Consider the following 13,045-nt stretch of genomic DNA (forward strand, 5'->3'; position numbering starts at 1 on the left):
TGAAAATTAGTAGTAATCATCAACAGTTGTATAAATATAATATTCAGAATTTACTATAAACTAATTGACATAATAATACTAAATTTGATAATTTTAAGTAGAATGTCTTAAATATTATACAGAGGGGGAAAATACTATGAAAAAGAAGCAATTTAAATGGTTGCTATTTTTAAGTGCGTTTGCACTAATGATTTTAGCAGCATGTGGGTCAGATGGTGGAAGTGGCTCTAAGGATACGAACGAGAACGCTTCGGAGTCTTCTGAAAAGCCCAAATTTTTAAGCTTATTAACAGGTGGAACACAAGGTACTTACTATGCACTTGGCGGTACATTTGCTGATTTAATTACGACGGAAACAGATATTAAAACAACTGCTGAGGTGTCTCAGGCATCTGCTGCTAATATGACTGCTTTGCAAGAAGGTAAAGGAGAAATTGCATTTGTTCAAACGGATATTGCTTACTATGCTACGGAAGGAAAGTTAATGTTCGATGGAAAGAAAATTGATACAATTTCAGCTTTAGGTGCCCTTTATCCTGAAACAGTACAATTAGTTACTACTGAAGCAACAGGTATTAAGACTTATGCGGATTTAAAAGGGAAAAAAGTGTCTGTAGGGGCACCTGGTTCAGGTACTTATGCGAATGCCGAGCAATTACTGGAGATTCATGGCTTAACGATGGATGATATCAAGGCTCAAAATTTAGACTTTGGGGAGTCAACGGATGGTCTTCAATCAGGCCAAATTGATGCGGCATTTATTACTGCAGGTACGCCAACAGGTGCAGTTGAAGCGTTAAATGCTACAACGAAAGTAAATATTGTTGGTGTAGATGCAGGTAAAGCAGATGAATTAATTGCTAAATATCCATATTATGCAAAGGATACAGTAAAAGCAGGCACTTATGGAATTGCACAAGATACAGAAACAGTTTCAGTTCTTGCTATGCTAGCAGTGAAAAAGGAACTACCAGAGGATGTAGTCTATGCTATGACAAAAGCTATTTATGATAATACTGATAAAATCTCTCATGATAAAGGTAGATTTATAAAAGCTGAAACAGGTTTAGATGGAATTAGTATTGACATTCATCCAGGTGCTCAAAAATACTTTGATGAGAAAAAATAGTCAAAACTATTACTAAAATATGAAGGGGCTCGGATTGCGTAAAGCTTCGAGTCTTTTTCCTACTATACGGTGTGAGTATAGGCGAGTAGCTTTTAAGGTAGGGAGAAGGATGAAATGCAACAGGGGAAAGTTAGTATTGCAGTCGTTTTAGTAATCTTCTGCTTAATGATTGTAGTTATTCTTCCATTTCAAAAGGTATTCAGCTTTACAGAAACGCGCATGGCAAATCCAAGAGTGCACTACATACCAATTACTGAAAGTGAAAAATTTCAATTTAGATATACCCATTCCATACATAATTCAGATGTATACGAATCCTATCAATATGTAAAGGGAAATCACATTCAGATGTTAGAGATGGAATATGAGGATTTAGCAATAGGTATGCCAGGCTATGCCGAGGAGGGCCAAACATTTATAGAAAGAGACGGCAAATACGTTCTTCAATTTGATGATCATCGTGTCATTGACAATTTTACCATTTTAATTGGCGATTTGGATTTAGATCTGGTATTCAACTACGAAGATGTGGAATATGATTTAAAAAAAGATTTACAAAGGGGAAAATCCTATTTATTCGAAATAAGGAAATTATCGCTATATGAACAGTGGAAAGGAGTAAGGATGAAATGACAACACAGGAAAAGGCAAAAAAAGAAAGAGTAGAAGAATTCGAGCAAATTTCTGCTGAAGAGCAACAAGCTATACTAGAAAAATATGATATTGAATCTAACGTAAGAACTGTAACCGGAATTATGAGGCACATCATTTTCTATGGTCTGTTAGCATTCTCTTTGTTTCAACTTTATACAGCCATTTTTGGGCAATTCCCAGCACAAATCCAGCGTACCATCCATTTGGGCTTTGGCTTGACACTTATTTTTCTACTATTTCCCGCTCGTAAAAAAGCACCAAAGCACAAAATTGCATGGTTTGATTATTTATTGGCTTTGCTTTCGGTAGGGGTAGGATCGTACTGGTCTATGAACTATACTGAGCTCGTGAATCGCAATGGCTCCATAACACAAATGGATTTTATTGTAGGGCTTATTGCTGTTGTATTAGTACTTGAGGCTGCTCGTCGCGCTGTCGGGTTACCGATTACGATTATTGCAGCTTGTTTTTTAATCTATGCTTACTATGGTCCGTATTTTCCAGCATTTATGGCACATAGAGGGCAAGATTTAGAAAGTATTGTAAACCTTATGTATTTTACAACAGATGGGATATTCGGCACACCGATTAGCGTGTCAGCCACTTTTATATTTGTATTTTTACTCTTTGGAGCTTTTCTAGTAAAAACGGGGGTCGGTCAGTACTTTAATGACCTAGCCGTTTCATTGGCAGGTAAATTAATAGGTGGCCCAGCAAAAGTAGCAGTCTTTTCAAGTGCTCTACAAGGTACCATTTCGGGAAGCTCTGTAGCCAATGTCGTAACATCAGGCTCCTATACGATTCCGATGATGAAAAAACTAGGCTATCGTAAAGAATTTGCAGGTGCAGTTGAAGCGGCAGCGTCAACTGGTGGTCAGCTAATGCCACCAATTATGGGAGCAGCGGCTTTTCTAATGGTAGAGTTTATTGGTCGTGGCATTACCTATTGGGATATAGCGAAGGCGGCAGCTATTCCAGCACTTCTATACTTTACAGGTATTTGGATTATGACGCACTTTGAAGCAAAACGAGTTGGTTTAAAAGGTCTTAGAGACGATCAAATGCCTAATCGAAAGGAAGTATTTAAGAAAATCTATCTTTTATTACCTATTATTGCCATTATTGTACTAATGTTGACGGGGACACCTGTTATGCATGCAGCGTTGTACGGAATCATTATTTCGATTGCGGTTGCAATGTTTAATAAGGAGACACGCCTTAAACCGATAGACGTGATAGAGGCATTGGTGGAAGGTGCTCGCACTGCATTAGGTGTAGTGGCAGCAACAGCTTGTGCAGGGATTATTGTAGGGGTAGTTGTAAAAACAGGACTTGGTTTAAGTTTAGCCAATAGTTTAGTAGCTTTGGCTGGTGGTAGTATTATTTTGACATTGATTTTTGTGATGATTGCCTCTCTTATACTTGGTATGGGTGCACCAACTACCGCAAATTATGTGATTACATCGACGATCGCAGCTCCAGCGATTGTAGCATTATTATCGCCGAATACACCGCAGGAGTTAGTACCAGTAGTTGTATTACTATCGGCTCACTTCTTTGTGTTCTATTTTGGTATTATTGCAGACATTACACCACCTGTAGCGTTAGCCGCCTTTGCAGCATCAGGTATTTCAGGTGGCGATCCTATTAAAACAGGTGTGAATTCAGCAAAGCTTGCTATTGCGGCATTTATTATACCGTATATGATTGTCTTTTCACCGTCTTTACTAATGATTGATACGACAGTACCACAGATAATATGGGTTGTATTTACTGCTATTACAGGAATGGTTGCCATCGGTTCGGGTGTTATTGGTTATTGGTATCGTAAATTGTATTGGTTTGAAAGAATAATTGTTATAGCTGCTGGTTTATTACTTATTTATCCAGAGAAATTCTCGGATTGGGTAGGTTTAGGCATCTTTATTATCATGTTTGTGATTCAAGTATTATCACATAAAAAAGGTACTCACAATGATCATACAAATGACAAAACGAGTGTGACGGTATCGTAAATTTTTGATTTACTACAATAGTAGTCTGCTCTATTAATAGCTGGCCCAAGATTTCAGTCAGATGTTAATGGGCAGACTATTTGGAATTTAAAGGAAGAATTTGTATCTCGATTGTTCTAAAATTGAGATTAATTTTATATTTATAATGCATAATGAATATAATTTATTGCATTTCATCGAAATCCTATTGTATAATTCTTTTATCAGAAAATTCAATTAAATAAAAGAGGGGTGATACAATGGGTAAATTGTTAAATTCAAAATTTGAGACATACTTAATGGATCAAGAATTTGACCGTAAGGAAGAGGAAGAAAAAAATGAGGAATCATTAGCAATTGTGCAATATGAGGAATATCCAGAAGGATTTTTTACAAGTTTATAATGAATACTGGATGGGCTATGTTGAAAGAGATAATAACTTTTAACATAGTCCATTTTTTTGTGTCATTGCAATTTTAAGTGGCATATAAATTTATTAAGACACTTCATATTAATGGGTCTTACTGCGTATATACTTTTATAAAATAGATTCATGTATAATGAGAAACAAAAATGCGTATAGAGGTGTCGTTATGTCAAAAGCTATAACATTAGAAGAAACAATGTATCAATGGTTTGAACATTTTCACAAATACCCTGAAGTGAGCTGGAAGGAGTTCGAGACGACAAAAAAATTAGCGTCAATCTTAGACGAATTGAATGTTACTTATCGTTTGCTTGGGGATGTTCCTGGATTAATTGCAGAAATTGGAGCAGGTGAAGAAGTTGTTGCGGTACGTGCTGATATTGATGCTTTATGGCAAGAAGTGGATGGGAAATGGCAGGCGAATCATTCTTGTGGTCATGATGCTAATATGACTATGGTGCTTGGGGCATTATTACTACTTAAAGATCAACCATTGCAACATCGCGTCCGTTTTATTTTCCAGCCTGCCGAGGAATTAGGGAATGGTGCATGTGCTGCTTTTGATCGAGGAGCTGTTGAGGGGGTATCACATTTATTTGGTGTACATTTAAGACCTATTGAAGAGCTACCGCTTGGTAAAGTTTCACCAGCTATTCATCATGGTGCTGCCTATTTCCTAGATGGGACTATTCAGGGAATCGACGCTCATGGGGCGAGACCACACCAAGGGAAAAATGCTATTGATGTCATTATGGCTGTTCAACAAATGTTAAACAGTATTCATCTATCGCCTTTTGAGCCACATTCTGCAAAGTTAACAAAAATTATAGCGGATGGTGGTAGTACAAATATTATTCCAGGGAATGCTAGTTTCTCGATGGACATTCGAGCACAGCATAATCAACAACTTGAATTACTTCGTAACAAAATTGAGCATGGCTTAAAATCAATTCAGCAACAATTTGAAATTGATATGGATTGGAAGTGGCTTGATTTCACACCAGGTGCGGAGGTTTCAACAATTGCTGCAAAAATGGCGAAAGAGGCAATTGTTCAAGCATTGGGCGAGGAATATTTAGCGGATGAAATAACGACTCCAGGCAGTGATGATTTCCATTTTTATACGGTGAAGAAGCCAGAATTAAAAGCGGCAATGATTGGAATTGGGGCAAACTTAACACCAGGATTACACCATCCTAAAATGACATTTGATCGTAGCGCATTAATTAATGCTGCCAAAGTACTTGCCTGCGTATTAGAAAAAAAACCTGAATAAAAAAATATTTTTTTAGCTATATGAAAAATGCAATAATTTTTTCATATAGCTTTTTTTGCATGAACATTTCTTGAAATGTATGGATATTCAAGGGTTTGCGGAGCTTTTTATTGCTACTTGAAAGCGTTTTATTGCCCTAAAACAAAGGGATTTGCTAGAGAGGCATAATTTTTTTGCGTTGACTTTTAATTTTTTGAATATTAAGCTAAAAAACGTAAAAAATTATTTGCGTCTTTGAAAAACCGAAAAGGGATTTGGTGCAAAAAAAGGGGATGGAAAAATGAAAAAGGATATTAATGCGGGCTGGGCACTACTAACTTTTGCAGTTATGATTATTACAATGTTGATTACAGTAGTTGTTTTAGAGCAAAGTCCTCACGTACCTCTTCTTGTCGGCACAACTGTAGCAGCAATTGTTGCCAAAATGCATGGATACAAATGGTCTGAAATTGAAGAAATGATGTATAAGGGGATACGTTTGGCGTTACCTGCCATTGTCATTATTATTTTAGTAGGTTTGACAATTGGAGCATGGATTGGCGGCGGGGTTGTAGCAACGATGATTTTCTATGGCTTAAAACTAATATCTCCAGCATGGTTTTTAGTGACAATTATGTTATTGTGCTCGATCGTGTCATTAGCTATTGGTAGTTCGTGGTCAACGATGGCGACAATCGGTGTCGCAGGCATGGGTATTGGTTTAAGTATGGGTATTCCAGCGGCTATGATTGCCGGTGCGGTTATTTCAGGTTCTTACTTTGGAGATAAAATGTCACCATTATCAGATACAACGAATCTGGCAGCTGGTTTAACAGGTACAAATTTATTTGAACATATTAAGCATATGCTTTATACAACGATTCCAGCGCTAATTATTTCACTTGTTGTTTTCGGATTTTTGGGTAGAAAATTTGCAGATGTTTCGATGAAATCGGAAGAAATCTTAACAACGTTAAAAGTAATGGAAGAAAGCTTTGTTATCTCTCCTTTACTATTACTTGTACCAGTGGGTGTTATTGTTTTAGTAGCTAAGAAAGTACCAGCAATTCCAGCTTTAATTATTGGGATTGTATCAGGTTTCTTACTACAAATTTTTGTACAGGGCGGTTCGGCTGCAAGTGCTGTACAAGCATTACAAGCTGGATTTGAAATCTCGACAGGTAATAACATGGTAGATGATTTATTTAATCGTGGTGGTTTAGATTCTATGATGAATACGGTTTCAATGACCATTGTGGCAATGACTTTTGGTGGTATTTTAGAGTATTCAGGGATGTTGAAAGCTCTTATGAATGTAATTATGAAGTTTGCTAAATCTACGGGGAGTCTTATTGCTTCAACAATTGCAGCGTGTGTCACAACGAATGCAACGTGTTCAGAGCAATACATTTCAATTGTAGTCCCTTCACGTATGTTTGCAGGTGTCTATCAACAACGAGGTCTACATTCTAAAAATCTATCTCGTGCTTTAGAGGATGGGGGAACATTAACATCTGTTTTCTTCCCATGGAATACTTGTGGTGTGTTTATTTTAGCGACATTGGGTGTAGGCGCTATGGAGTATGCACCATATGCCATTCTTAATTTCATGGTACCTATTATTTCCATTATCTATGGATATATTGGATTTGCTATTGTTAAACTAACGCCAGAAGAAATGGCAGAAGCAGAGAAACGTAAAAAGGAACAAGAAATGGAAAATACTGATAATATGGTAATGGTTGATTAATCATATGAATTCTCGTAGATGCTTAGCATTTACGAGAATTCCTTTTATATAATTGGTTAATAGGTGGCGAAATTTAATTCATAAATGGTGCGAGGTCGACCCTGTTGATGTGTCATTTCTTCGCCAACGACCTTAGCATAACCTTGATCTACTAATTTTTTTATAATACGCTCAGTTGTACGTCTAGTAACCTGTAGGTATTCTGAAAGATTCTGCGATGTAAATTGTGCAGATTGCCTTTCATGACTAAAATTGATGATTTTAGAAATATTTAATGGACTTAAGCTTGTGAGTTTGGCCATTTGTAATACATAAGGATCATCTGTTTTTAAAGATAATTTACCTTCTGATTTTGGAAAGGGACCTAAAAGGTTTTTATGTTCATCTAGAATATAAATTTCAAATGGTTTCGAAAATGTTAAAGCATGCTGAGCATTTTGGGTGGCTTCTAACATGGAGTGACCATACCCGAAGGCTAGTTTAAATGGTATTTCAATTTGTTTAATAAGTTCTTCTAAAGTTTCCTTTTCAAGTGCATTTTGTAAATGGCCAGCAGTTGTATAAAGCTCAAAGGTTTGTGATGAAATTTGTTTATATGTTGAAAAGGTAGCCTTCGCAATTTGATTTAAAATAGTTGAATCAATGGAAGAATCAGTAGGGATTTCTAAAAATCCAACTACGGCCTTAAATGATTCGGATTTTGTTAAAAGTGATTTTGATTTGGTTTCTTCGAGACATTGAATAATAGAATTCGTGGCATCTATCATGCGCATTGCAGGTATTTGATGTGCTTGTAATGTATCAAAAACACTGTGGATACTTGTAATCACGAAATCTATGCTGTTGGTATTCCACAACGCAATGTGACGCTTTAGAATACTTTCTGTTGGTTCTGTAATAGAAATATGTTGAATATGTGGCTTCGGACCCCTATAGTCAATTTCTGTTAAAACATTATCTACAAATGCTGGATTCATTACATCAATTGAAATTCTATTGATCGGTATAGCATGTTTAGCTACTAGTGATAACAGAGTTGTAGAGATAGTTGTTTCATCTTGTTTAATATAATTCCAAGGTATTGGTATTTCCGGTAGGAGAGATTGAGCATGTAAAAAGGGTAATGTTCCTCCGAATAAAAGAGCATCACAAGGTTTAATTCGCTTCATTAAAGCTGGTGCCTCAGAGGGGTGGCTGTATAGATAAAATTCTAATTGAATATTGTCTATATTTTGTGCGATACTAATAATACGTTTCATAAATGCTTTAGAACAAATAATCGCTATTTTCGTAGACATGGGCATCGTTCCTTTTCTATTTTTTTAAATATTTAGCGACGTATTAGCGACGTATATAACGACAAAGGAGACTGATTATTATGAAAATCCAACAAGTAGAAATTTATGCTATACATTTACCGCTAATTGATCCATTTATCATTAGTTATGCTACATATGATACAATGCCTTCCATTATTTTAAAAGTAACAACTGATACTGGTATAGTAGGTTATGGAGAAGCGGTTCCTGATGAACATGTAACTGGTGAAACATGGGAAAGTACTTATGCTGTGCTTCAACACCATCTTGCACCTGCTGTTATCGGTGAAGATCCAATGGCCTTTGAAAAATTGCACGATAAAATGAATAAGGTTGTAAAAGATGTTCCGGCAGCAAAGGCAGCTATTGATATTGCTTGCTTTGATATTGCTGGGAAAGCATTGGGGGTTCCGGTATATCAGCTTTTAGGTGGGCGTTATCATGAAAAATTCCCTATTACACATGTGTTAAGTATTGGAACGCCCGAGGCAATGGCTGAAGAGGCTGCGAAGCGTGTAGAGATGGGGTACCGTTCATTTAAAATGAAGGTAGGTACAGAGGTAACCCGTGATGTTGCTCGTATTAAAGCAGTAAGACAGCAAGTAGGTGAAGATATCGCCATCCGAGTAGATGTCAACCAAGGGTGGGGGAATGCTGCAACTACATTACAGGGCTTACGTGCGATGAAGGATCTAAATATTGATTGGTTAGAGCAACCCGTTGATAGTGAAGATATCGATGGAATGGTAGAGATTAAGTCAAAATCTGATGTACCTCTAATGATTGATGAAGGAATTCGTGGAGTACGTGAAATGCGTGAAATCATCGCCAAGCGTGCTGCAGATAAAGTAAATATAAAATTAATGAAATGTGGAGGCATTTATCCTGCAATGAAGCTGGCAGTTATGGCAGAAATGGCAGGTATTGAATGTCAAGTTGGTTCCATGGTAGAGTCCTCTGTTGGCTCTGCGGCAGGTTTCCATGTAGCATTTTCTAAAAAAACTATGACAAGTGTTGAATTGACAGGGCCATTGAAGTTCTCAAAAGATGTGGGCAATCTTCATTATGATGTTCCTTTTATCTGTTTAAATGAACAACCGGGTCTCGGTGTTGATGTAGATGAAGCTGTTATGAAGGAATTATGTAAGTTTTCAACTGTTGTCACAGCCTAAGGAGGCGAAACATGGAAAAAATATATGAAGGTATGCTAGGGGAGACTCCATTTTTTGTTACTGAGTTAACAACTCAACATTTACAACAAATCGAGGACTTGCAGGTGGAGGTTTATGAAGCTTTAGCTGATAAAACCATCTTACAGCCATTGAGCACCGAGGAGTTCGAATATATTCTAAATGGACAAGGTATGATGATAGGCGCCTATGCAGGTGAGAAATTGATTGCCTTCCGTGCCCTATTAAATCCTCCTATTGATGAGGAACATCTTGGGTATGATTGTGGAATTCCTGAAATCGAATTTAATCGAGTTTTATATCAGGAGATTTCTAATGTTTCACCAAAGTACCGAGGCTATGGCTTACAAAAAACATTAGCGACAGTAGTGATGAGTAACATCGATGTGGAAAAATACGATTACGTGTGTTCAACAGTCAAGCCATTTAATATTCCGAGCTTAAAGGATAAGTTCTCCCAAGACCTCGTTATTAAAGGACTAAAAATTAAATATGTAGACAAACTACGTTATATATTCTTTAAGGATTTACGTCGAGAGCTCCCTTTATTGACAGAAAAACAAGTGATCAACATGGGAGATACAGCGGCGCAACAGCAGCTTTTGAAGCAAGGCTTTTTTGGTACATCTATGTATGAGGAAAATAATGATTGGTTTGTAGTATACGAAAAATAACATAAAAAGCCTTAGCTTTCACATGTATTTGTGGAAGGTAAGGCTTTTTTGTCTTGCTATTATTTCTTCATTGGACAAAATCCACAAGCCATTAATCCCGGTATATCTTTCGAAAAACAACAAGATTTACGGACAGGGACATTTACTAAATTTGTTGGACTTATACTACCCGTATATTGTGCCCACCAAGATTTATTAGAGAAGCGTGCCCATGTTTTAGGGTCCTCCAATATCTCTATATCGTCCATAGCTTGATCGGCTAAGCCGGGGTTCGACAGTAAAATATGATAATGCCATAGTAAATAGCCAAAGAAATTTTCCCATATAGTAAGAGGGGAGATTGAAGTCACTTTTCGAAGTTGTTGAACAATCACATGCCCATCGTATAGGATTTTTTCAATGACCGCCTGACGTTCATCCTCCTCAACATAGCGCCAATCATTTGGATTAACAAACATAGCGACTGTAAAGCTGTTGAATTCTTTGGCAGCATCGAAGCGTAATTCAATCGGCTTTCCATCCCACACCTCATCATAAGCGGCGAGCATATAAAGCTGCATAGCAAAAAACATTCCATATCGGCGTGCGAAGTGAGAAATCGCGGCAGTTTCCGTAGCGGCGTCCGTGATACCCATCATGAGATTTAAAAAATCAGGATGGTAAAAGTCTTTATGTATATCAGCTAAAGTAAATAACGTTCGCTTTGGTTCCGTTGTATAAATACTATAGGAGTTTAATTGTTGAACTTGATCCATCGTTAAAGCTGGCATGATGATCCCCTTTTCTTAAGAGCTTTCGTAATTCAATTATAAAGTAATCATTTTTGCTTCACAAATGGAATGTCATATAGTAAAATACATTAAACATATAAGAAAGGTGGGTTTTGTAGTGTCATTGCCTCATGCAATTCCAAGACCACTTGTACGACTTAACCAATGGACGATACTATTAAGTGTGATTGCCACATGGGTAACAGGAATCATATGGATTTTAGCCATACCATTGGTTGCAAATTTATTGGGTGTCTTCTTTAACTATAACCCCATTATTCGGTTTGGGAGGTTGTTTCTCAAAAAAGCTCCATCTACCTATATACCAGAGGATGTACAGCAACAAAAATTTAATGCGAGTATAGCTAGCTTTTGTTTAATGGGTGGCTTGTTAGGCTATCTATTAAATTGGCAGGTAGTGGGTCATATCTTTACGGCAATGGTAGCAATAGCTTCTTCCATTGCTATAGCAGGTTTCTGTGTAGGCTGTTTTTTACATTTTCAACTGAAGCAATGGCAGTACCGCCGTTCGTTAAAAAAATCTTTTTAAAAAATTATTAGATTATTGTTGACAATTTAATTGATAATGATTATCATTATCGTATAAAGATTATTCCTCCACTACAATACAGTGTAGAGAGGATGAACTTTAGCTACTTTTCTCCAGAAGTTTGCTAGTTCATGATTACGCTCCTAAAACCCCCCTCATTTTTTGGGAACGTGAAAATCTCAGACGACTCTTTCTATTATAGAATGGAGTCGTCTTTTTTTGAATCTATCTGTAGGGCAGACGTTTCAATTTTAATACACCCAAGAAAAAAACAGCCCATCAAACGGGCTGTTAGGAAGAAGGCGTTTGTTGGGCAGTACTTTTTCTCCCAAGAATCATTGTGTAATAACTGTGCAGTAGCATTCCGACAATAATGACGCCTAGACCTGCTAGGGCAATCGAGTTAGGGAATGGAATACCTAATAATATTACCTCACCAATAATGACAAAAAGAATTTCTGTTGACTGTGTAGCTTCAACCGCTGCTAGTTTGCCCTGATGGTCTCTTACACGATCTGTTGCAATGAAAAATAAAATAGTTGCAATAACACCTGAACTAATCCCAACAAGTAATGATTGGAATAACTGGCCTGTTGAAGGTAGACCGACCGTGAACAGGGCATAAATAGCCATGATAATCCATGCTGGCATTGAGGCGATTGTCATACCAAGAACACGTTGGAAGGTATCGATACGCCCTCCACAGACGTCCATCATTTTACGATTGCCGAGAGGATAAGCAAATGCAGCGACGATGACAGGCAAAATCCCCAGCATTAAACTTTTAAATGAAACCGATTGTGCCTGAGGTATTTGGATTAGTAAAATACCTACTAATATGACACAAGAGATTAGAAGAGAAATGAAGGGTATTTTTTGACGTACCTTTTTACCAGCGATAACTGTCATAAAGAGTGGAGCTAATAATACGCCAGCAACAATGGTAAATTGCCAAGTGCCAGAAACCAACCAGCCTGGGCCAAATGCAGCGGCATAGGTTAACGGTGCATAGAATAAGACAAATCCTACAAAGCTCCAAAGAAGCCAAGCTGTAGGCTGTGCTTTTATCTCATTAGATAATTGTGAAAAACCTCTGCGATAAAACACAACGATAAGTAAAAAAGGTAGCATGAAAAAATAGCGTAATGATGCGCTCCATAGCCAGCTACCACCTTGCATTTCCATGGCATGATTTAAAATAAATGTTACAGCAAAAAAAAGGGAAGCTACTATGCCTATAGCAATTTCTTTCATAATGATCACCTCAATTTGAGTTCATTACTCAAATTCTTTATGTAATTAGAATATTCAGTAATTAATGTAGAAAAAATG

The 13,045-nt window shown here is 37.1% G+C and carries 12 protein-coding genes; 9 read left to right on the forward strand and 3 right to left on the reverse strand.

Going from position 1 to position 13,045, the window contains the following annotated elements; genetic code table 11:
- The first annotated feature begins 136 nt into the window (after window positions 1-136).
- The 6 genes from MKY88_RS01730 to nhaC all read left to right on the forward strand — a co-directional run bounded on the left by MKY88_RS01730 (window position 137) and on the right by nhaC (window position 7,210).
- The gene (locus tag MKY88_RS01730) at window positions 137-1,129 is read left to right on the forward strand and encodes a TAXI family TRAP transporter solute-binding subunit (RefSeq protein ID WP_258269809.1); all 993 of its coding nucleotides are present in this window, start codon (window positions 137-139) and stop codon (window positions 1,127-1,129) included.
- A gap of 114 nt (window positions 1,130-1,243) precedes the next feature.
- Window positions 1,244-1,762 (forward strand): DUF1850 domain-containing protein, encoded by a 519-nt coding sequence (locus tag MKY88_RS01735; RefSeq protein ID WP_069479850.1) that lies wholly within the window; start codon window positions 1,244-1,246, stop codon window positions 1,760-1,762.
- Window positions 1,759-3,798, forward strand: a complete 2,040-nt coding sequence (locus MKY88_RS01740) for a TRAP transporter permease (protein WP_069479851.1) — start codon at window positions 1,759-1,761, stop codon at window positions 3,796-3,798. Before MKY88_RS01735 ends, MKY88_RS01740 begins: the two co-directional genes overlap by 4 nt.
- Before the next feature lie 239 nt (window positions 3,799-4,037).
- Window positions 4,038-4,181, forward strand: a complete 144-nt coding sequence (locus MKY88_RS01745) for a hypothetical protein (RefSeq protein ID WP_175422972.1) — start codon at window positions 4,038-4,040, stop codon at window positions 4,179-4,181.
- A 190-nt stretch (window positions 4,182-4,371) separates the two neighbouring features.
- Window positions 4,372-5,481: an amidohydrolase gene (locus MKY88_RS01750; RefSeq protein ID WP_340812876.1), complete on the forward strand. Its 1,110-nt coding sequence runs from the start codon at window positions 4,372-4,374 to the stop codon at window positions 5,479-5,481.
- 280 nt (window positions 5,482-5,761) lie between these two features.
- Entirely contained in the window at window positions 5,762-7,210 is a 1,449-nt protein-coding gene (nhaC, locus tag MKY88_RS01755) for a Na+/H+ antiporter NhaC (RefSeq protein ID WP_340812877.1), read from the forward strand.
- Between the two features lie 56 nt (window positions 7,211-7,266).
- Here the strand turns inward: nhaC and MKY88_RS01760 are convergent, their stop codons facing one another.
- Window positions 7,267-8,508 carry a hypothetical protein gene (locus tag MKY88_RS01760; RefSeq protein ID WP_328205243.1) on the reverse strand — a complete coding sequence of 414 codons (1,242 nt, stop codon included), beginning with the start codon at window positions 8,506-8,508 and terminating at the stop codon, window positions 7,267-7,269.
- A gap of 80 nt (window positions 8,509-8,588) precedes the next feature.
- On the opposite strand from MKY88_RS01760, the gene MKY88_RS01765 reads away from it, so the two are divergent.
- Both MKY88_RS01765 and MKY88_RS01770 read left to right on the forward strand, forming a co-directional pair.
- The gene (locus tag MKY88_RS01765; protein ID WP_340812878.1) at window positions 8,589-9,701 is read left to right on the forward strand and encodes a mandelate racemase/muconate lactonizing enzyme family protein; all 1,113 of its coding nucleotides are present in this window, start codon (window positions 8,589-8,591) and stop codon (window positions 9,699-9,701) included.
- Window positions 9,702-9,712: 11 nt separating this feature from the next.
- Window positions 9,713-10,393 carry a GNAT family N-acetyltransferase gene (locus tag MKY88_RS01770; RefSeq protein ID WP_340812879.1) on the forward strand — a complete coding sequence of 227 codons (681 nt, stop codon included), beginning with the start codon at window positions 9,713-9,715 and terminating at the stop codon, window positions 10,391-10,393.
- 59 nt (window positions 10,394-10,452) lie between these two features.
- Here MKY88_RS01770 and MKY88_RS01775 read toward each other — a convergent pair whose 3' ends face one another.
- Window positions 10,453-11,163 carry a Fe-S oxidoreductase gene (locus tag MKY88_RS01775; RefSeq protein ID WP_340812880.1) on the reverse strand — a complete coding sequence of 237 codons (711 nt, stop codon included), beginning with the start codon at window positions 11,161-11,163 and terminating at the stop codon, window positions 10,453-10,455.
- 118 nt (window positions 11,164-11,281) lie between these two features.
- Between MKY88_RS01775 and MKY88_RS01780 the strand changes: the two genes are divergently transcribed.
- The gene (locus MKY88_RS01780; protein ID WP_328205233.1) at window positions 11,282-11,713 is read left to right on the forward strand and encodes a DUF4395 domain-containing protein; all 432 of its coding nucleotides are present in this window, start codon (window positions 11,282-11,284) and stop codon (window positions 11,711-11,713) included.
- Window positions 11,714-12,004: 291 nt separating this feature from the next.
- Here the strand turns inward: MKY88_RS01780 and MKY88_RS01785 are convergent, their stop codons facing one another.
- Window positions 12,005-12,967 (reverse strand): DMT family transporter, encoded by a 963-nt coding sequence (locus MKY88_RS01785; protein WP_069479859.1) that lies wholly within the window; start codon window positions 12,965-12,967, stop codon window positions 12,005-12,007.
- Window positions 12,968-13,045 lie beyond the last annotated feature (78 nt).

This window comes from Lysinibacillus sp. FSL R7-0073 (assembly GCF_038009065.1).
Classification (GTDB): Bacteria; Bacillota; Bacilli; order Bacillales_A; family Planococcaceae; genus Lysinibacillus; species Lysinibacillus fusiformis.